This is a genomic window from Micrococcus sp. Alg238-R198, assembly GCF_900537135.1.
Lineage (GTDB): Bacteria > Actinomycetota > Actinomycetes > Actinomycetales > Micrococcaceae > Micrococcus > Micrococcus luteus.
The window spans coordinates 33,902-53,792 of the sequence record NZ_UNRH01000006.1; the positions used below are offsets into that span (position 1 = coordinate 33,902).

The following is a 19,891-nucleotide window of genomic DNA, read 5'->3' on the forward strand; positions in this document are numbered from 1 at the left end:
GCCCACCCGACCGTCTCGCTTCCCCCGTGAGGAGGGCCATGTCCCCGATCGAGCTCCGCCCGGTCCGTCCCCGCGCGGACGACGACGCCCCCGAGCACCGGGAGCGGCTCCTGCGCCGGATGTGGCGGGTCCTCGAGGGCCGCCGCGCCCTCGACCTGTCGGTCCTGCTCATCAGCGGCTGCACCGCCCTGCTGACCGTGCTGGGCCTCGTCATGGTGCTCTCCTCGTCCTCCGTCGAGGCGATCGGCACCGGCGGCGGCTCGTACGCGCTGTTCCTGCGCCAGAGCGCCTGGGCGGTGGCGGGCGTGGCGGCCCTGCTCGTGTTCTCGCGCCTGCCGGTGCGCGTCCTCAAGGCGATGGCCTGGCCGGCGTTCGGCGTGGCCGTGATCCTGCTCGCGCTGGTCGCGTTCTCCCCGCTCGGCGTCACCGTGGGCGGCAATCGCAACTGGCTGGGCATCGGCGAATTCCGGATGCAGCCCTCCGAGGCCGCCAAGCTCGCCCTGGCCCTGTGGGCGGCGGCGGTCCTGGAGCGCAAGCACCGCCTCGTCACCCAGGTGCGGCACGCACTGATCCCGGTGCTGCCCGGCGGCCTGCTCCTGCTGGGCCTGGTGATGGCGGGCAGCGACCTCGGGACCGCGATCATCCTCGCGATCGTGCTGGCCACGGTGCTGTACGTGGCCGGCACCCACTGGGGGGTCTTCCTCACCTTCCTGGCGCTGAGCGTGCTGGGCATCCTGGCCCTGACCCTCCTGGCCCCGCACCGCATGGTCCGGGTGCAGGCCTGGCTGGGGGACTGCTCCGACGCCACCGACCCCTGCTTCCAGCCGGCGCACGGGATGTACGCCCTGGCCTCGGGCGGCTGGTGGGGCGCGGGCCTCGGCCAGTCCCGCCAGAAGTGGAGCTACATCCCGGAGGCCGAGAACGACTTCATCTTCACCATCCTCGGCGAGGAGCTCGGGCTCGTGGGCACGCTGGTGGTGCTGCTGGCCTACCTCGGCCTGGCGATCGGCATCTACCGCGTCGCCGCCGGGACCACGTCCACGTTCATCCGCCTCTCCACGTGGGGGATCCTGGCCTGGCTGGTGGGCCAGGCGGCCGTCAACATCGCGATGGTCTCCGGGATCATCCCCGTGGTGGGCGTCCCGCTGCCCTTCATCTCCTATGGTGGTTCCGCGCTCACCCTGTCCTTGAGCGCGGTCGGCATCGTGCTGGCCTTCGCCCGCCACGAGCGCCGCCGTGCCGTCCAGCCGGACGCCCGCCCGCAGGCGGACGAGCCGGACACCGACCCCCTCCCCGTGATCCCCACCCCCGCCCTCCAGGAGCCCCGATGACGCAGACCTCTCATCCCTCCGGACCCCTGCGGGTGGTGCTGGCCGGCGGCGGCACCGCCGGCCACATCTCCCCGATGCTCGCGATCGCCCGCGCCCTGGAGGACGACGGCGGCGGTCCCGTCGAGTGCACCATGGTCGGCACCGCCTCCGGCATGGAGACGCGTCTCGTCCCCGAGGCGGGCTACGAGCTCGACCTGATCGACCGGGTCCCGATGCCGCGCCGCCCGTCGATGGACGTCGTCCGCTTCCCGGCCCGCATGCGCGCCGCGGTCGCGACCGCGGCCCGGATCCTGCGGGACCGGCGCGCCGACGTCGTCGTGGGCGTGGGCGGCTACGTCGCCACCCCCGTGTACCTCGCCGCGTTCCGGGCCGGCGTGCCCGTGGTGGTCCACGAGGCCAACGCGCGCCCCGGCCTGGCCAACCGCATCGGGGCCCTGCGGGCCACGCACGTCGGCACCGCCCTGCCGGACACCCGCCTCCGCGGCGCCCGCTGGGTGGGCATGCCGATGCGCCCCGAGATCTCCGGCCTGGACCGGGCGGCCGCCGGCCGTGCCGCCCGCGAGGCCCTCGGCCTCGACCCGGACCGGACCACCGTCGTGGTGACCGGCGGCAGCTCGGGCGCGCTGGCCGTGAACCGCACCGTGCGCGCCGCGCTGGGCGACCTCCTCGACGCCGGTCTGCAGGTCTTCCACCTGACCGGGCGGGACAAGGCCCTCACCGAGGACGACGGCAGCCTGCTGGTCCGGGACGGCTACGTCCAGCGGGAGTACCTGGCGGGCATGGAGCAGGCCTACGCCGCCGCCGACCTGATCGTCGCCCGCTCGGGCGCCGGCACGGTCTGCGAGGTGTCCGCGGTCGGCCTGCCCGCCGTCTACGTCCCCCTGCCCATCGGCAACGGCGAGCAGGCGCTCAACGCCCGCCCCGTGGTGGAGGCGGAGGGTGCGCTGCTCGTCCGCGACGACGCCTTCGGGCGCGCGTGGGTGCAGCGTCAGCTGATCCCGCTGGCGACCGACCCCGAGCGTCTCGCGCGCATGGGGGAGGCGGCCGCCCGCTTCGGCGTCCGGGACGCGGACGTCACCATGGCCGGCCTCGTGCGCTCGGCCGCCCAGGAAGGAGCCCGGCGATGAGCCGCGACGAGAGCAGCCGTCCCGCGGCCGAGGGCCGCTTCGCCGACCTGGGCCGCGTGCACCTGCTGGGGATCGGCGGTGTCGGCGTGTCGGGGGTCGCCCGCATCCTCCAGGAGCAGGGCGTCGCGGTGTCCGGCTCCGACGCGAAGGACCTGCCCGTGATGCGCGAGCTCGCCGCGGGCGGCGCCCGGATCACGGTCGGCTACGACGCCGCGCACCTGGGCGAGGACGTCACCACGGTGATCGCCTCCTCGATCGCCGGGCCGGGCAACCCGGAGCACGACGCCGCCGTGGCGCGCGGACTGCGCGTGCTGCACCGTTCCGAGGGCCTCGCCCTGGCCATGCGCGGCCACCGGGTGCTGGCCGTCGCCGGCACGCACGGGAAGACCACCACGTCCTCCATGGCCGCCATGGCCTTCTCCGACGCCGGCTGGGACCCCACGTTCGCCGTCGGCGCCGCCGTCGCCGGGCTCGGCACCAACGCCCGGGCGGGCCGGGGCGAGTGGTTCATCGCGGAGGCCGACGAGTCCGACGGCACCCTGGTGAACTACCCGAGCACGATCGGGATCGTCACGACCGTGGAGGCCGACCACCTGGACCACTACGGGACCGAGGAGGCGGTGCACCAGGTCTTCCGGGACTTCGCGGGCGGGCTGCCGGCCGCCGCCCAGGGCGGGGTCCTCGTGACCTGCCTCGACGACGCCGGCGCGGCGGACCTGGCCGCGTGGGCCCGGGACCACGCGGCCGCCGACGTCGTGACCTACGGGTCGGCGCCCCGCGACGGCGTGACGCCGGACCTGCTGGTCACCGACCTCGCGGTGGAGCCGGGCGAGACCGGAGTGGGCCAGCGCGCCACGTTCCGGATGGCGGACGGACCGGAGCGCACCCTGCACCTGCAGGTGCCCGGCCGGCACAACGCGCTGAACGCCGCCGCCGTGGTCCTGGCCGCCGTCCGGGCGGGCATGGCCTTCGAGGCCGCCGTGCGGGGCGTCGAGGCCTTCCGGGGCACGGCCCGCCGATTCGAGTTCCGCGGCGCCGCGCGCGGCGTGCGGGTCTTCGACGACTACGCGCACCATCCCACGGAGGTGACCGCCGCGGTCTCCGCCGGCCGTGCCGTGGCCGGCGACGCCCGCGTGCACGTCCTGTTCCAGCCCCACCTGTTCTCCCGCACCCGGGACTTCGCCGCCGAGTTCGCCGCCGCCCTCTCCGGGGCGGACGCGGTGCGCGTGCTGCCCGTGTACGCGGCTCGGGAGGAGCCGATGCCCGGCGTCGACTCGTCCCTCATCGCCTCCCGCCTCACCACGGGCGCCGCCGAGGACCGTGTCGTCGCCGAGGACCGCGCCGAGGCGGTGCGCTCGCTCGCGGCGGGCGCCACGGCCGGCGACGTCGTCCTGACGATGGGCGCGGGGGACGTGACCACCCTGGGCCCGGACCTGCTGGCCGAGCTCGGCCGGGACGCGGCGCCCGGCGTCGCCCACCCGTGAAGCTCGGCCGCGGGACGCCGCCGGTCGCTCCGGCCGGGGCCGACGCCTCCACCGTGGTCCGATTCCCGGGCCGCACCGCGCGCCGGCGCCGCGCCACGCGCTGGGGTGTGGCGGCCGGGGTGCTCGCGGTGCTGACCGTCCTGGGCTGGGTCGTGTTCTTCTCGCCCGTGCTCGCGGTGGACCGCGTCGAGGTCACCGGCACCCGCCATGTCTCCGCCACCGACGTCCAGGAGCGCCTGGAGCCCGTGTACGGCGTGCCGCTGTCCCGCGTCGGCGCCGGCCGTGTGGACGAGCTGGTCGGTGGTCTGCCCGGAGTGGCCGAGGTCCAGACCGTGCCCCGCCTGCCCACCGGCCTGGAGGTCGCGGTCCGGGAGCACGAGGCGCGGGCCCGGCGGGACGGCGACGACGGCGTGCAGCTGCTGCTCGCGGACGGCACCGTCCTGACGGGAGTGCCGGAGGAGCGGCTCGAGGGCGAGGACCTCCCCGCGTTCTCGGAGGAGCTGCCGCAGCGGGCGCAGGAGGAGCGCGCCGAGGTGGCCGAGGTGCTGGCCGCCCTGCCGGAGTCCGTGGCGGATCGTGTCGAGACGGCCGACTCCCGGGGCCCGGGCCAGGTCCGTCTGGCGCTCGAGGGCGGGGTGACCCTGGTCTGGGGCGACGCGCAGGACGCCGGCCTCAAGGGGTCCGTGGCCGAGGCGTTCCTGGCGGACGAGCGGCACGGGTCCGCGGCGGGCGGCGTCGCCGAGATCGACGTCTCCGTGCCCACGCGGCCGATCACGCGCTGAACCGGGGCCACAGGAGTCTCCAGTAGAACGTGAAGGTGAAGGTCGGGGCGCGGGGCCTCGCGCGAGTCCGGGTGCCATCACCGCGGCGGCTGGTCCTTCGAGTCTCACGTGAAGGTTGATGCGGAGGCCGTCTTTTCCGCGTGGACACGCCGTTTTCTTTTGCACGTGACGCGGGCCTCCCAGTACGGTGGACCCGAACGCGCGCGAGGCTCGCTTCACGCTGTGCTTGAAGGTGTCCACCCCGGGTGGCCGCCGATCACCGGGGCGTTGTGCCTCGCGCTGACCTCTCGAGATCTCGAACAAAGGGAACCAACACCGTGGCTGCACCCCAGAACTACCTGGCCGTCATCAAGGTCGTCGGCATCGGCGGCGGCGGCGTGAACGCCGTGAACCGCATGATCGAGGTGGGGCTCCGCGGCGTGGAGTTCATCGCCATCAACACGGACGCCCAGGCGCTGCTGATGTCGGACGCGGACGTGAAGCTGGACGTGGGCCGCGAGCTCACCCGTGGACTCGGCGCGGGCGCGAACCCCGAGGTGGGCCGCCAGGCCGCCGAGGACCACGCGGAGGAGATCGAGGAGGTCCTGCGGGGCGCGGACATGGTGTTCGTGACCGCGGGCGAGGGCGGCGGCACCGGCACCGGCGGGGCGCCCGTCGTGGCCCGCATTGCGCGCTCGCTCGGCGCCCTGACCATCGGCGTCGTGACCCGCCCGTTCACGTTCGAGGGCCGCCGTCGCGCCGGCTCCGCCGAGGCGGGCATCGACGCCCTGCGGGACGAGGTCGACACCCTCATCGTGATCCCGAACGACCGCCTGCTGTCCATCTCGGACCGCAACGTCTCGGTCATGGACGCCTTCCGTCAGGCGGACCAGGTGCTCCTCTCCGGCGTGCAGGGCATCACCGACCTGATCACCACCCCGGGCCTGATCAACCTCGACTTCGCGGACGTGAAGTCCGTGATGCAGGGCGCGGGCTCCGCGCTCATGGGCATCGGCCACGCGCAGGGCGAGGACCGCGCCGTCAAGGCGGCCGAGCTGGCGATCGCCTCGCCGCTGCTCGAGGCCTCCATCGACGGCGCGTACGGCGTGCTGCTCTCCATCCAGGGCGGCTCCGACCTCGGCCTCTTCGAGATCAACGAGGCCGCGCGCCTGGTCCAGGAGGTCGCCCACCCGGAGGCCAACATCATCTTCGGCGCGGTCATCGACGACGCCCTCGGCGACGAGGTGCGCGTGACCGTGATCGCCGCGGGCTTCGACAAGGTGGACGTCACCTCCGCCCCGGCCGCCCCGCAGGCCGTGCAGCAGCAGGCGGCCCCGCAGCGGGCCGCGGCCCCCACGCAGCCGCAGCCCGTCCCCGCCCAGCCGCAGCCCGCCCCGGCCCAGCCGCAGCAGGCCGAGCGTCCCGCCGTGCGCGGCACCGTGCCGCTGGCCCCGCAGGAGCAGCAGCCGCGCCGCCAGCAGGACCTGCCCACCGTGGTGGAGCCGGACCTCGGCGCCGGGTCCTCGGACCTGGACGTCCCGGACTTCCTCAAGTGACGGCCGCGGAGGGGCCGGCCGGGACCGTACGGGTCCCCGCCGGCCCCTTCGTGCACCGCGAGACCGTCCGCACCGCGACGGGCGCCGTGCACGTGGCCTGGACGTCCGTGGCCGCCGGCAACCTCGCGCTGCACGTGGTCCCGCCGGACGAGGCCGAGGGGCTCGCTCGCGTCAGCGCCGCCCGTCGCGCCCTGGAGCGCGTGATGGGGGTTCCCGAGGACGCGACGCTCTATTTGGACCAGGTGCACTCGGCCGACGTCGTGTGGGCGGACGGACCCGGGCGCGGCGGTGCCCCGGCCCCCGTGGCCGACGCCGCCGTGAGCCGCGACGGGTCCCGGCCGCTGGCCGTCATGGTGGCCGACTGCCTCCCCGTGGTCTTCGTCGACGAGACGACCGGCGCGACCGCCGTGGCCCACGCCGGGCGGCGCGGGCTGCTGGACGGCGTCCTGGAGGCGACCGTCGATCGTCTGCTCTCCCTGCGCCCGGAGACCGACCGGACCGGTCCCGGCCTGCGCGCCTGGATCGGTCCCGGCGTGTGCGGCCGCTGCTACGAGGTGCCCGCCGCCATGCGTGCCGAGGCCGCCGCCCGCCTCCCGGCGACCGCGGCCACCACGTCCTGGGGCACCCCCGCCCTCGACCTGCCCGCCGGCGCCGCACAGGTCCTCCGTGCCCGCGGGGTGGCCGCCGCGACGATCGACGTGTGCACGCGCGAGGACGAACGCCTGTTCTCGCACCGCCGGGCGCCCGGTGAGGGCCGGTTCGCCGGCCTCGTCTGGCGCACCGACCCCGACGCCACCACCCCGAGAGGAGAGGCATGACCGCCCCCGCCACCGCCGGGCCGACCCCGACGGACCCCCGCGCCCGGGAGATCGCCGACGCGCTCGCCGCGGTGCGCGCCCGCATCGCCGACGCCGCGCGGGACGCCGGGCGCGAGGCGGAGCCCGCGCTCGTCGTCGTGACCAAGACCCACCCCGCCGAGGACGTCGTGCGCCTCGCCGCGCTCGGCGTGACCGACGTGGGGGAGAACCGCGACCAGGAGGCCCGGCCCAAGGCCGAGGCCGTCGCCGCGGCCCTGGGGGCGGACGCCCCGCGCTGGCACTTCGTGGGCCAGCTGCAGACCAACAAGGCCAAGTACGTGGTGCGCTACGCGTCCGTGGTGGAGTCGGTGGACCGACCCGAACTGGCCGAGGCGCTCTCGCGAGCGCTCCTGCTGCGGCGCGAGCGCGAGCCCGAGGCCGCGATCCCCGACCTGGAGTGCCTCGTGCAGGTGGACGTCGACGACCGCGCCGACGAGGACCGCCCCGAGGGGATCGGCCCGCGCGGCGGCGCCCGTCCCGAGGACGTCCCCGCCCTCGCGGACGTCATCGCCGGCCTGCCGGGCCTGCGGCTGGGCGGGCTGATGTGCGTGGCACCGCGCGGCCTGGACCCGGAGGACGCGTTCCGCCGGCTCGCCGCTCTCGGCGCGGGCCTGCGGCAGACGCATCCGGAGGCCACCACGCTGTCCATGGGGATGAGCGCGGACCTCGAGGCGGCCGTGCGCGCCGGGGCGACACAGGTGCGCATCGGCTCCGACGTTCTGGGGGCCCGGGACGCGGTGGGCTAACGTTGACCCCGCGCGTCCCGGCGGGACGCGACAGGACCGCGCGGACGCACGCGCACCGACGACGAACGACGGCGGCCCCCGGGGCCGGAGGACGTGGTGAAGGAAGACTCATGGCTGGCGCCCTGAAGAAGACGATGATCTACCTCGGCCTGGCCGACGGCGACGAGTACGACGAGCAGCCGCGTGCCGCCGAGCGGGAGACCGCGCCCCGACACGAGGTCGTCGAGGCGCGCCGCCCCGCGGAGCCGGACACCGACCCCCACATGGAGGCCGTCCGCCCGGCTGCGGTCCGCGATCCCGAGCCGGCCGAGCGGCCGGAGCCCGTGACCCCGTCCGGCTCCACCGCGGCCGATCCCGTCGAACCCCGGCGTCCGGCGCGTCCCGAGCCGGTCGACCCGGGCTACCGGGCCCCGGTGACCCCCATCAAGCGAGCCGCAGCGTCGTCTGCCGAAGGAGCCTCCGTGCACACCCTGTCCACCGTCCATCCCCGCTCCTACAACGACGCGAAGGCGATCGGCGAGTCCTTCCGCTCCGGCGTCCCCGTGATCATGAACGTCACCGACCTCGGTGAGAACGAGGCCAAGCGCCTCGTGGACTTCGCGGCCGGCCTCGTCTTCGGCCTGCACGGCTCGATCTCCCGCATCACCAGCAAGGTGTTCCTGCTGACCCCGGCCACCGTGGACGTCGTCGGCGCCGAGCAGGGCGAGTCCGGCGAGGCCGACTCCCCGTTCGACGGCGACTGAGGCGCCCATGCAGCTGCTCCTCGCCCTCGCCTACCTCGCCCTGACGGTGGTGCTCGCGGCGCTGACCGTGCGGATCGTCCTGGACGTCACCCAGTCGTTCGCCCGCCACTGGCGCCCCACCGGGGCGGCCCTCGTGCTGGCCAGCGGCGTGTACGGGGCCACCGATCCGTTGCTGCGCCCCGTGCGTCGTGCCGTGCCGCCGGTGAACCTGGGCGGCATCGGCCTGGACGTGGCCTTCCTCATCGTGTTCCTCGGCGTCGTCCTGCTGCGGGTCCTGGTGGTGAGCCTGGCCGGCGTGGCCTGACCCGCGGCCCGGGGCGGCTGTCGGCCCCGGTGGTAGTCTTCGCGGCAGGGTCGGCGCCGCCCCTCACCGGCGCGCCGACCGCCGACGCGCCGGGCCGCCCGGCCGTCCTAGAGCACCGAGCAGAGAGCGAGACGGTTCCATGGCGCTGTCCTGGGAAGACGTGGTCAACAAGCAGTTCCAGCCCACGAAGTTCCGCGAGGGCTACGACCAGACCGAGGTGGATGACTTCCTCGACGAGATCGTGGCGGAGTTCAAGCGCCTGATCGCCCTCAACGAGCAGCTCGAGTCCGAGAACGCGGAGCTGCGCGCCGGCGGCGCCGCCGCGGCCGCCGCCCCCGCTGCGGACACCCCGGAGGCCGCCGCGACGCCGTCCTCCGTCGAGGAGCCGGCCGCGGCCCCCGAGGCCGCCGACGCGGCCGCGACCTCCGCCGCCGGCGTCCTGGCCATGGCCCAGCGGCTGCACGACGAGCACGTCGCCGCAGGCGAGCAGCGCAGCACCGAGCTCGTCGCCGAGGCCGAGGCCACCGCGGCCCGGCTCGTCAGCGACGCCGAGGAGCAGAAGGCCCGCACCCTCGAGGCCCTGGCCGAGGAGAAGGCCGGCCTGGAGGGCGAGGTCGAACAGCTGCGCAGCTTCGAGACCGACTACCGCAGCCGCCTCACCTCCTACATCGAGGGCCAGCTGCGCGAGATCCGCGCCCAGAAGCGCGTCGAGCCCCCCACGCCCGCGGCGTGAGCCGAGCCGTCGACGCCACGTCGGCCCCGCGATCCCCTCGCGCGGGCCGGCGAGCCGTGCTCACCGCCCTCATCGTGGCGGTGCTGGCCTACGCCCTCGACCAGCTGACCAAGTACGCGGTCGAGAGCACGATGCAGCTGGGGGACTCCGTCGCGGTGATCCCCGGGGTGCTGCGCTGGCACTACATCCTGAACCCGGGCGCGGCGTTCTCCATCGGCGAGGACCACACCTGGGTGTTCACCGTCATCCAAGCCGTGGTGGCGGTGGCCGCCCTCGTCGGGATCGCCCGCGTGCGCTCGACGCCGTGGGCCCTGGCGCTGGGCGGGCTCGCCGGCGGCGTGCTCGGCAACCTCACGGACCGGCTGTTCCGGCCCCCGGCGTTCGGGCGCGGCCACGTGGTCGACATGATCTCCGTGCCGCACTTCGCGATCTTCAACGTGGCGGACTCGTTCATCGTCTGCTCCGTCATCGGCGTCGCTCTGCTCGTGATGACCGGCCGCCGCCTGGACGGCACACGGGAGGCGTGAGGACATGGGCATGAGACCGGGACTCACCGAACGGCTCGAGGTCACCGAGGCCGAGGCGGGCCGGCGGGTCGACGCGGTGCTCGCCGACGCGTTCGGCGTCTCCCGCTCGCTGCTGGCGGACTGGTTCTCCCGGGGCCTGGTGCGGGCCGAGTCGCGCTCCGGCCGCCGGGACCGCGTCCTGGCCAAGTCCGCGAAGGCCGTGGCGGGGGAGACCCTCGCCGTCGACGTCCCCGACGACCCCGACCCCCTGGAAGTGAGGGCAGAGCGCGTGGACGCGCTGAGCATCCTGTACGAGGACGAGGACCTGGTGGCCGTGGACAAGCCCACCGGCGTGGCCGCGCACCCCTCGCCCGGCTGGGTCGGGCCCACGGTGGTGGGCGCCCTGGCCGCCCTCGGCTACCACATCACCACCTCGGGTGCCCCCGAGCGCCAGGGGATCGTGCACCGGCTCGACGTCGGCACCACCGGGGTCATGGTCGTGGCCAAGACCGAGCGCGCCTACACGGCCATGAAGGACCAGTTCCGCGAGCGCGTGCCGGAGAAGGTCTACCACGCCGTGGTCCAGGGCATCCCGGACCCGCTGAGCGGCACCGTGGACGCGCCCATCGGGCGGCATCCCGGCCACCACTGGAAGTTCGCGGTGCTCGACGACGGCCGGCCGTCCGTGACCCACTACGAGACGCTCGAGGTGTTCGGCCGGGCCACCCTGCTCGAGGTCCACCTGGAGACCGGGCGCACCCACCAGATCCGCGTGCACACCTCGGCGCTGCGCCACCCGTGCGTCGGCGACCTCACGTACGGGGCGGATCCGCGACTGGCGGCCGAGCTCGGGCTGACCCGCCAGTGGCTGCACGCCCACCGGCTGGCGTTCCCGCACCCGGTCACGGGGGAGCCGGTGACGATCACCTCCCCGTATCCGGACGACCTCGCCCACGCCCTGGCGGCGCTGCGCGGCGACGAGGACTGAGCCGGCACCGTCGACGTGACCCCCGTCCCGGTCCGGCCCCGCCGCCCGGGCACCACGAGTAGGCTGGTGCGGCCCCGCCGTCCTCCCCGTCGAAAGGCCCACCCCGCATGACCGTGTCCGCCGACGCCCGCGCCGACGCCGTGAAGGACGGCGGCTTCGTCCACCTGCACACGCACACCGAGTACTCCATGCTCGACGGCGCCGCGAAGCTGGACGACCTGTTCGCCGAGGCTCAGCGGCTGGGCATGGACTCGCTGGCCATCACGGACCACGGCTACCTCTTCGGCGCCTACGACTTCTGGTCCAAGGCGACGGCGGCGGGCGTCAAGCCGATCATCGGGCTCGAGGCCTACGTGGCCCCCGGGCAGCAGCACCGCACGGACAAGGAGAAGACCCGCTGGGGCGAGCCCCACCAGCGGGGGGACGACGTGTCCGGCGGCGGTGCGTACACGCACATGACGCTGCTGAGCGAGACCACCGAGGGGATGCACAACCTGTTCCGGATGGGCTCGATCGCCTCGCTGGACTCGGTGTACGCCAAGTGGCCGCGGCTGGACCGGGAGCTGCTGAGCCAGTACTCGAAGGGCCTGATCGCCACCACGGGCTGCCCCTCCGGCGAGGTGCAGACGCGCCTGCGCCTGGGCCAGTACCGGGAGGCGATGCAGGCGGCCTCGGACTTCCGGGACATCTTCGGCAAGGACAACTACTACTGCGAGATCATGCACCACGGCCTCGACATCGAGCGCCGGGTGATGACGGACCTGCGGCGGCTCGCCAAGGACCTGGGCCTGCCGTTCGTGGCCACGAACGACCTGCACTACACCCACGAGCACGACGCCAAGGCGCACGAGGCGCTGCTGGCCCTGCAGTCGGGCTCGAAGCTCAACGAGCCCAGCTACGACCAGGGCGGCTCCCGCTTCGCGTTCTCCGGCACCGAGTACTACCTGAAGTCCCCGCGGCAGATGCGCGAGCTGTTCGCGGAGCTGCCCGAGGCCTGCGACAACACGCTGCTCATCGCCGAGCGGTGCGAGGTCGAGTTCGACACGAAGGCCAACTACATGCCGGTCTTCCCCACGCCGGAGGGCGAGGACGAGACCAGCTGGCTCATCAAGGAGGTCGCCTCCGGTCTGGCCTACCGCTACCCGGACGGCGTGCCGGACCACGTGCGCAAGCAGGCGGACTACGAGCTGGACGTCATCATCTCGATGGGCTTCCCCGGGTACTTCCTCGTCGTGGCCGACTTCATCAACTGGGCCAAGGAGAACGGCATCCGGGTGGGCCCGGGCCGCGGCTCGGGCGCCGGATCGATGGTGGCGTACGCGCTGCGCATCACGGACCTGGACCCGCTCAAGCACGGGCTGATCTTCGAGCGGTTCCTCAACCCGGACCGCGTGTCCATGCCCGACTTCGACGTCGACTTCGACGACCGCCGTCGCTCCGAGGTGATCGACTACGTCACCCGCAAGTACGGCGACGAGCGCGTCACCATGATCGTCACGTACGGCACCATCAAGACCAAGCAGGCTCTGAAGGACTCGGCCCGCGTGATGGACCAGCCCTTCTCGATGGGCGAGTCCCTCACCAAGGCGCTGCCGCCGGCGGTGATGGCCAAGGACATCCCGCTCAAGGACATCGAGGACCCCGCGGCCCCGCGCTACGGGGAGGCCGCGCCCTTCCGCGAGCTGATCGCGACGGACCCGGTGGCGAAGGAGGTCTTCGAGACCGCCAAGGGTCTCGAGGGCCTGAAGCGGCAGTGGGGCGTGCACGCGGCCGGCGTGATCATGTCCTCGGTGCCGGTGATCGACGTCATCCCGATCATGCGCCGCCTGCAGGACGGCCAGGTCATCACGCAGTTCGACTACCCGATGGCGGAGTCCCTGGGCCTGATCAAGATGGACTTCCTGGGGCTGCGCAACCTCACGATCATCTCGGACGCGCTCGAGAACGTGAAGGCGAACCAGGGCGTGGACCTGGACCTGGAGACCCTCGACGTGGACGACCCGGCGGCCTACGAGCTGCTGGCCCGCGGCGACACCCTCGGCGTGTTCCAGCTCGACGGCGGGCCCATGCGCTCGCTGCTGAAGATGATGCGCCCGGACAACTTCGAGGACATCTCGGCGACCATCGCCCTGTACCGCCCCGGCCCCATGGGCGCGAACTCGCACACCAACTACGCGCTGCGCAAGAACGGGCAGCAGGAGATCACCCCGATCCACCCGGAGCTGGAGGAGCCGCTGCGGGAGATCCTGGACACCACCTACGGCCTGATCGTGTATCAGGAGCAGGTCATGGCGATCGCCCAGAAGGTGGCGGGCTACTCGCTCGGCCAGGCCGACATCCTGCGCCGTGCGATGGGCAAGAAGAAGAAGTCGGAGCTGGACAAGCAGTACGAGGCGTTCCACCAGGGGATGCTGGACCGCGGCTACTCGGAGGCCGCGGTGAAGGCCCTGTGGGACATCCTGCTGCCCTTCTCGGACTACGCGTTCAACAAGGCGCACTCGGCCGCCTACGGCCTGGTCTCCTACTGGACGGCCTACCTCAAGGCGCACTACCCGGCGGAGTACATGGCCGCGCTGCTCACCTCGGTGGGCGACGACAAGGACAAGCTGGCCATGTACCTCAACGAGTGCCGCCACATGGGCATCACCGTGCTGCCCCCGGACGTGAACGAGTCCCACCTGACCTTCACCCCCGTCGGCCGGGACATCCGCTTCGGCATGGGCGCCGTCCGCAACGTGGGCGCCAACGTGGTCAAGGGCATGGTCCAGGGGCGCGAGGAGAAGGGCTCGTACACGGGCTTCGGCGACTTCCTGGCGAAGGTGCCGCTCGTGGTGTGCAACAAGCGCACCATCGAGTCCATGATCAAGGCCGGCGCCTTCGACTCCCTCGGCTACGCCCGCCGCGCCCTGCTGGCCGTGCACGAGGAGGCCGTGGACGCCACCGTGGCGCAGAAGCGCAAGGAGGACCACGGCGAGTTCACCTTCGACCTGTTCGCGCTCGGCGGCGGCGACGAGGACGACTCCGACGCCGCGGACGGCGTCGCCGTCCCGGACCTGCCGGAGTGGGCCAAGAAGGAGAAGCTCGCGTTCGAGCGCGAGATGCTGGGTCTGTACGTGTCCGACCATCCGCTGCAGGGCCTCGACGGCGTCCTGGCCCAGCACGCCGACGTCCAGATCACCCGCGTCCTCGACGACGACGGGCCCGCGGACGGCGCGATCGTCACCATCGCGGGCCTGATCACCACGCTCGAGCGCCGCATCGCCAAGTCCTCGGGCAACGCGTACGCGCGCTGCGAGATCGAGGACCTCGGCGGCTCGATGGACGTCATGTTCTTCGGCCAGGTGTACGCGCCCATCGCGATGATGCTGGCCGAGGACCTCGTCGTCGCCGTCAAGGGCAGGGTGCAGCGCCGGGACGACGGGTCGGTGTCCCTGTCGGCGATGGAGCTGACCATCCCGGAGCTCTCGGACGGCCCCGGCGGCCCCGTGCGGATCACGCTGCCAGCGTTCAAGGCCACGGAGCAGGTCATGGGCCAGCTGGCGGACGTGCTGCGCACCCATGAGGGCTCCTCGGAGGTGCGGCTGTCCCTGGTGGGCCAGCGTGCCACGCAGGAGTTCCAGCTGGGCCCGCAGTTCCGGGTGAGCCCGAACCCGGCGCTGTTCGGCGACCTCAAGATCCTGCTGGGTCCGGCCTGCCTCGGCTGAGCGGACGTAGCATGGGAGTGCCCCGCCCAGGAGGAGAGAGCTGATGCACTGCCCGTTCTGCCGCCATGAGGACTCGCGCGTGGTGGATTCGCGCTCCCTCGACGACGGCTCCGCCATCCGTCGGCGTCGGCAGTGTCAGGCCTGCGGCAAGCGGTTCACCACCATGGAGACCACCGCCCTGACCGTCGTCAAGCGCTCCGGGGTGGCGGAGCCGTTCGACCGCTCCAAGGTGATCAACGGCGTCCGGAAGGCGTGCCAGGGGCGGCCGGTGACGAGCGACGACCTGGCCATGCTCGCCCAGGAGGTCGAGGAGACGGTCCGTGCCACGGGCAACGCCGAGGTGGACGCCCACGACGTCGGCCTGGCCATCCTCGATCCGCTGCGCCGTCTCGACCAGGTGGCCTTCCTGCGCTTCGCCTCCGTCTACCGGGACTTCGAGTCCCTCGACGACTTCGAGGAGGCCATCGCCGAGCTCCGGGCCGGTGACGGGGACGACCGCGGCCGTCCCGCCGTGCAGCCGCGGCTGTTCACCCGCTGACCTGGGCCGATGCGACGGCGCCGCCGGGATCGACGGTGCAGTGGTGCGCACGGCCTCCAGACGCTACAGTGATCCCCGGGCCGACCTCGGTCGGCCCGGCAAGACTGCCGAGGGCGGTTCCGGAGGGGAAGCCGGAACCGCCCTCGGTGTCTGCGCCCTCAGTTGCCGTCGGCGAGCGAGCCGTGCGCGGCCAGGGCGGCGCCCACGATGCCCGCGTTGTTCTGCAGCTGGGCCGGGACGATCGGGGTGCGCAGGCGCAGCAGCGGCAGGTAGTCGTCCGGCCGCTTGGAGATGCCGCCGCCGACGATGAACAGGTCGGGCGAGAAGATCCGCTCCACGTGGGAGAAGAAGCGCTGCAGTCGCTCGGCGTACTCGGCCCAGCTGAGCTGATCGCGCTCCCGGGCCTTCGCGGAGGCCCGCGACTCGGCCATCACGCCGTCGAGCTCCAGGGAGCCGACCTCGAAGTTCGGGACGAGCACGCCGTCGTGGATCATCGCGCCGCCGATGCCGGTGCCGAGGGTGATCACGTGCACCAGGCCGCGCACGCCCCGCCCGGCCCCGTAGCGGGCCTCCGCGAGGCCGGCCGCGTCGGCGTCGTTGACCACGGTCACGGGGCGGCGCAGGTGCTCCTCGAACCTGCCGCGCAGGTCCGTGCCGATCCACGAGTGGTCGATGTTGTTCGCGGACAGGCACACCCCGTCCTTGACGATCGAGGGGAAGCACACGCCCAGCGGGGCGGAGGGCTTCGGCGCCTTCTCGCGCCCGTCGAGCTCGGCGGTGATGGCCGCCAGGGTCGCCGCCACGGGCTCGGGCATGGCCGGCTGCGGCGTGGGGATGCGGAAGCGGTCCCCGCGCAGGGTGCCCGCCTTCGGCCCCGACCCGAGGCGGACCAGGCCGCCCTTCATGCCGGTCCCCCCGACGTCGATGCCGATCGTCGTGGGGTATTTGGAGGAGCGCTGGGCGGTGCTGGTGTGCGTCGTCACGGCCCCCAGCTTAGTGCCGGGTCACGGCAGCGTGAGAATCTCCGCGCCGTCGTCCGTGACCACGATCGTGTGCTCGAACTGCGCGGTGCGACGGCGGTCGCGGGTCACCACGGTCCAGCCGTCGTCCCACTGGTCCCACTCGATCGTGCCGAGGGTGAGCATCGGCTCGATGGTGAACACCATGCCGGGCACGAGCAGGCGGTCGTGGGCCGGGGCCGCGTCGTAGTGGGGGATCACGAGGCCGGAGTGGAAGTCCACGCCCACGCCGTGGCCGATGAAGTCGCGCACCACGCCGTAGCCGAAGCGCTTGGCGTAGGACTCGATGGCGCGGCCGATCACGTTGACCTGACGGCCGGGCTTCACGGCGCGGATGCCGCGGCGCAGGGCCTCCTCGGTGCGCTCGACGAGCAGCCGGGACTCCTCGTCCACGTCGCCGACCAGGTAGGTGCGGTTGTGGTCCCCGTGGACGCCGTCCAGGTACGCGGTGATGTCCAGGTTGACGATGTCCCCGTCCTCCAGGACGGTGCCGTCCGGGATGCCGTGGCAGATGACCTCGTTGATCGAGGTGCAGATGGACCGCGGGAAGCCGCGGTAGCCCAGGCAGGACGGGTAGGCGCCGCGCTCCACGAGGAAGGCGTGCGCGATCCGGTCCAGCTCGTCCGTGGTGACGCCCGGGCGGATGTGGGCGGCGGTGTGCTCCATGGCCTGCGCGGCCAGGCGGCCGGCGGCGCGGATCCGCGCGACGCCGGCGGCGTCGTAGACGTCCGAGGCCTTGCCCTCGTCCGGGGTGGCCTTGCCGACGTACTCGGGGCGCGGGATCGCGGCCGGCACGGGCGGGGCGGGGGACGGGGCCCCGGGCGTCAGCGTGCCGACGGGGGCGAGCGACCCGGGCTCCGGCGCGGTGGGGCCCGCAGGGCGGGGACCGTTGTGGCTGGACGGGGCGACGGGGTTCTGACGCTGGGACATGTCCTCCAGCCTATCGGCCCGGCTACTGTGGCCCCCATGACCGAGACGAGCGAGTTCTGGTACAACGTCAACACGCATCAGGTGGAGGTGGGCGCCCAGTCGGACTGGTCCCAGCTGCTGGGCCCGTTCGGCACCCGCGAGGAGGCCCAGGCCGCGATGGACCGCGTGCGGGCGAACAACGAGACCGCCGACGCCTGGGACGAGCGCGACGACGACTGGGACAGCCGTCCCGTCGACGACGCCTCCTGACCGCGGCGCCGGACGACGCCGGGCCCCCGTCCCTCGGACGGGGGCCCGGTCGTCTCACGGGGCGGGTTCAGCCCTCGAAGCCGTGCTCCGGGGCCGGGAACGCGCCGTCGAGCACGTCCGCGCGATAGGCCCGGACCGCGTCGCCCACGACCTCGTGCAGACGGGCGTACTGACGGACGAACCGGGGCACCCGTCCCTCGCGCAGGCCGAGCATGTCCTGCCACACGAGCACCTGGCCCGTGGTGCCCGGGCCCGCGCCGATGCCCACGGTGGGCACCCGCAGCGCGGCGTCGACGGCGGCGGCGACGTCCGAGGGGACCATCTCCATCAGGACGGCGAACGCCCCCGCGGCCTCGAGGGCCCGGGCCGACGCCGTCATCCGCTCGGCCGCCCCCGCGCCGCGGCCCTGCACCCGGTAGCCGCCGAGCACGTGCTCGGACTGCGGGGTGAAGCCGATGTGGGCCATGACCGCGACGCCGGCTGCCGTCATCGCGGCCACGTGCTCGGCGAAGCGCTCGTCGCCCTCCACCTTGACGGCGTGCGCGCCGGACTCCTTCACGAGGCGCACGGCCGACTCGACGGCCTGCCGCGGGGAGGCCTCGTACGAGCCGAAGGGCAGGTCCGCGACCACGAGGGCACGCTCGGCACCGCGTACCACGGCCTGGGTGAACAGGATCATCTGGTCCAGGGTGACCGGCAGGGTGGTGGGATGGCCCAGCACGGTGTTGCCCACCGAGTCGCCCACGAGCAGCACCTCGACGCCGGCCTCGTCGAACAGGGCCGCCGTCATCGCGTCGTAGGTGGTGAGCATCGCGAAGCGCCGGCCCTCGTCCTTGGCCCGCTGCAGGTGGACCGTCCGGTACCGGGACGGGGCGGGCGGACCGTAGGGGGCGGTGTCGTCAGGCTGCCGGGGGGACTGGGGAGCAGACATGGGCCGGAGTCTACGCGGCGCGTCTAGAGTGGCGGCATGGATCGACAGCAGGACTACGTGCTCCGCACCATCGAGGACCGGGACGTCAAGTTCGTCCGGCTCTGGTTCACGGACGTGATCGGCACCCTGAAGTCGGTGGCCCTGTCTCCGGCCGAGGTGGAGAACGCCTTCACGGAGGGCCTGGGCTTCGACGGCTCCTCGATCGACGGATACACCCGCATCTCCGAGTCGGACATGCTGCTGCAGCCCGATCCCTCGACCTTCCAGATCCTGCCCTGGCGCGGCGACCAGGAACAGAGCTCCCGGATGTTCTGCGACGTGCTCACCCCGGACGGCCGCCCCGCCCCCGCCGACCCGCGGCACGTGCTGCGCCGCGTGCTGGACCGGGCCGCCGATCGGGGCTTCACGTGCTTCACCCACCCGGAGATCGAGTTCTACCTCCTGCAGTCGGACCAGCCCGGCCCGGACGGGGAGCCGGTGCCCGTGGACCGCGCGGGCTACTTCGACAACGTGCCCGGCTCCGACGCGGCCGACTTCCGCCGCGACGCCGTCAGCCTCCTCGAGGGCATGGGCATCTCCGTCGAGTTCAGCCACCACGAGAACGGCCCCGGCCAGAACGAGATCGACCTGCGCGCGGCGGACGCGCTCACGACGGCGGACAACGTGATGACGTTCCGGACCGTCGTCAAGGAGGTCGCCGCCGCCCAGGGCACCTACGCCACGTTCATGCCCAAGCCGTTCTCCCACCACCCGGGCTCCGGCATGCACACCCACTTCTCCCTCTTCGAGGGCGACGCGAACGCGTTCTACGACCCCGCGGACGAGTTCCGGCTCTCCGTCACGGGCCGCCGGTTCATCGCGGGCCTGCTGCGCCACTCCGTGGAGATCACCGCGGTGACCCACCAGTTCGTCAACTCCTACAAGCGTCTCTGGGGCGGGGGAGAGGCCCCGTCGTACACCTCGTGGGGGCACAACAACCGTTCCGCCCTCGTGCGCGTTCCCCTGTACAAGCCGGACAAGGCCGGCTCGGCCCGCATCGAGTACCGCGGCATCGACGCCTCGGCCAACCCGTACCTGGCCTACGCGCTGCTGCTGGCCGCCGGCCTGAAGGGCATCGAGGAGGGCTACGAGCTGCCCGAGTCCGCCGCCGAGGACGTCAGCGCGCTCACCACCCACGAGCGGCGCGTGCTCGGCCACGTCCCCCTGCCCGGCACCCTGCACGACGCCCTGCGCGCCGCCGAGGAGTCCGAGTTCGTGGCGTCCGTGCTGGGCGAGCACGTCTTCGACGCCCTGCTGCGCAACAAGCGCCAGGAGTGGGACGACTACCGGGTGGAGGTCACGCCGTACGAGCTGCGGCGCTACCTCTCCGGCCTCTGAGGCGCCG

Annotated in this window: 19 protein-coding genes; 16 read left to right on the forward strand and 3 right to left on the reverse strand. The window is 73.4% G+C overall.

Features of this window, described 5'->3' with window-relative positions:
- The first annotated feature begins 38 nt into the window (after window positions 1-38).
- From ftsW to nrdR, 14 genes are all read left to right on the forward strand, one after another.
- Entirely contained in the window at window positions 39-1,331 is a 1,293-nt protein-coding gene (ftsW, locus tag G6R13_RS07205; RefSeq protein ID WP_144879646.1) for a putative lipid II flippase FtsW, read from the forward strand.
- Complete coding sequence (gene murG, locus G6R13_RS07210; protein ID WP_041102719.1) at window positions 1,328-2,458, forward strand: undecaprenyldiphospho-muramoylpentapeptide beta-N-acetylglucosaminyltransferase; 1,131 nt, start codon at window positions 1,328-1,330, stop codon at window positions 2,456-2,458. Before ftsW ends, murG begins: the two co-directional genes overlap by 4 nt.
- Window positions 2,455-3,942, forward strand: a complete 1,488-nt coding sequence (gene murC / locus G6R13_RS07215; protein WP_144879648.1) for a UDP-N-acetylmuramate--L-alanine ligase — start codon at window positions 2,455-2,457, stop codon at window positions 3,940-3,942. The genes murG and murC overlap by 4 nt, the downstream gene beginning before the upstream one ends.
- A 53-nt stretch (window positions 3,943-3,995) precedes the next feature.
- Window positions 3,996-4,724, forward strand: coding sequence for a cell division protein FtsQ/DivIB (locus G6R13_RS07220; RefSeq protein ID WP_186303353.1), 729 nt, complete (start codon window positions 3,996-3,998; stop codon window positions 4,722-4,724).
- Between the two features lie 317 nt (window positions 4,725-5,041).
- Window positions 5,042-6,259, forward strand: a complete 1,218-nt coding sequence (gene ftsZ, locus G6R13_RS07225; protein ID WP_060774656.1) for a cell division protein FtsZ — start codon at window positions 5,042-5,044, stop codon at window positions 6,257-6,259.
- Window positions 6,256-7,077, forward strand: a complete 822-nt coding sequence (locus G6R13_RS07230; RefSeq protein ID WP_144879650.1) for a polyphenol oxidase family protein — start codon at window positions 6,256-6,258, stop codon at window positions 7,075-7,077. The genes ftsZ and G6R13_RS07230 overlap by 4 nt, the downstream gene beginning before the upstream one ends.
- Window positions 7,074-7,862: a YggS family pyridoxal phosphate-dependent enzyme gene (locus G6R13_RS07235; protein WP_136940919.1), complete on the forward strand. Its 789-nt coding sequence runs from the start codon at window positions 7,074-7,076 to the stop codon at window positions 7,860-7,862. The genes G6R13_RS07230 and G6R13_RS07235 overlap by 4 nt, the downstream gene beginning before the upstream one ends.
- A 110-nt stretch (window positions 7,863-7,972) precedes the next feature.
- Complete coding sequence (sepF, locus tag G6R13_RS07240) at window positions 7,973-8,605, forward strand: cell division protein SepF (protein ID WP_060774653.1); 633 nt, start codon at window positions 7,973-7,975, stop codon at window positions 8,603-8,605.
- A gap of 7 nt (window positions 8,606-8,612) precedes the next feature.
- On the forward strand, window positions 8,613-8,909 hold the full coding sequence (locus G6R13_RS07245; protein WP_144879652.1) for a YggT family protein: 297 nt from the start codon (window positions 8,613-8,615) through the stop codon (window positions 8,907-8,909).
- 139 nt (window positions 8,910-9,048) lie between these two features.
- Window positions 9,049-9,642 carry a DivIVA domain-containing protein gene (locus tag G6R13_RS07250; protein WP_136940918.1) on the forward strand — a complete coding sequence of 198 codons (594 nt, stop codon included), beginning with the start codon at window positions 9,049-9,051 and terminating at the stop codon, window positions 9,640-9,642.
- Between the two features lie 56 nt (window positions 9,643-9,698).
- Window positions 9,699-10,169, forward strand: coding sequence for a signal peptidase II (gene lspA, locus G6R13_RS07255; RefSeq protein WP_060774652.1), 471 nt, complete (start codon window positions 9,699-9,701; stop codon window positions 10,167-10,169).
- Window positions 10,170-10,173: 4 nt separating this feature from the next.
- On the forward strand, window positions 10,174-11,136 hold the full coding sequence (locus tag G6R13_RS07260; RefSeq protein ID WP_144879654.1) for an RluA family pseudouridine synthase: 963 nt from the start codon (window positions 10,174-10,176) through the stop codon (window positions 11,134-11,136).
- A gap of 107 nt (window positions 11,137-11,243) precedes the next feature.
- Window positions 11,244-14,840: a DNA polymerase III subunit alpha gene (gene dnaE, locus G6R13_RS07265; protein WP_141843994.1), complete on the forward strand. Its 3,597-nt coding sequence runs from the start codon at window positions 11,244-11,246 to the stop codon at window positions 14,838-14,840.
- A 43-nt stretch (window positions 14,841-14,883) separates the two neighbouring features.
- Window positions 14,884-15,378, forward strand: coding sequence for a transcriptional regulator NrdR (nrdR, locus tag G6R13_RS07270; protein ID WP_002855838.1), 495 nt, complete (start codon window positions 14,884-14,886; stop codon window positions 15,376-15,378).
- Between the two features lie 158 nt (window positions 15,379-15,536).
- Here the strand turns inward: nrdR and G6R13_RS07275 are convergent, their stop codons facing one another.
- Window positions 15,537-16,361, reverse strand: coding sequence for a polyphosphate--glucose phosphotransferase (locus G6R13_RS07275; RefSeq protein ID WP_036339941.1), 825 nt, complete (start codon window positions 16,359-16,361; stop codon window positions 15,537-15,539).
- A 21-nt stretch (window positions 16,362-16,382) separates the two neighbouring features.
- Entirely contained in the window at window positions 16,383-17,327 is a 945-nt protein-coding gene (gene map / locus G6R13_RS07280; protein WP_144879656.1) for a type I methionyl aminopeptidase, read from the reverse strand.
- A 36-nt stretch (window positions 17,328-17,363) separates the two neighbouring features.
- On the opposite strand from map, the gene G6R13_RS07285 reads away from it, so the two are divergent.
- Window positions 17,364-17,576 (forward strand): SPOR domain-containing protein, encoded by a 213-nt coding sequence (locus tag G6R13_RS07285; protein WP_036314191.1) that lies wholly within the window; start codon window positions 17,364-17,366, stop codon window positions 17,574-17,576.
- Window positions 17,577-17,643: 67 nt separating this feature from the next.
- On the opposite strand, the gene panB is transcribed toward G6R13_RS07285, so the two are convergent.
- On the reverse strand, window positions 17,644-18,507 hold the full coding sequence (panB, locus tag G6R13_RS07290; RefSeq protein WP_036383056.1) for a 3-methyl-2-oxobutanoate hydroxymethyltransferase: 864 nt from the start codon (window positions 18,505-18,507) through the stop codon (window positions 17,644-17,646).
- A gap of 36 nt (window positions 18,508-18,543) precedes the next feature.
- Here panB and glnA point away from each other — a divergent pair, with 36 nt between their 5' ends.
- Window positions 18,544-19,884, forward strand: coding sequence for a type I glutamate--ammonia ligase (glnA, locus tag G6R13_RS07295; RefSeq protein ID WP_144879658.1), 1,341 nt, complete (start codon window positions 18,544-18,546; stop codon window positions 19,882-19,884).
- The last annotated feature ends 7 nt before the right edge of the window (window positions 19,885-19,891 follow it).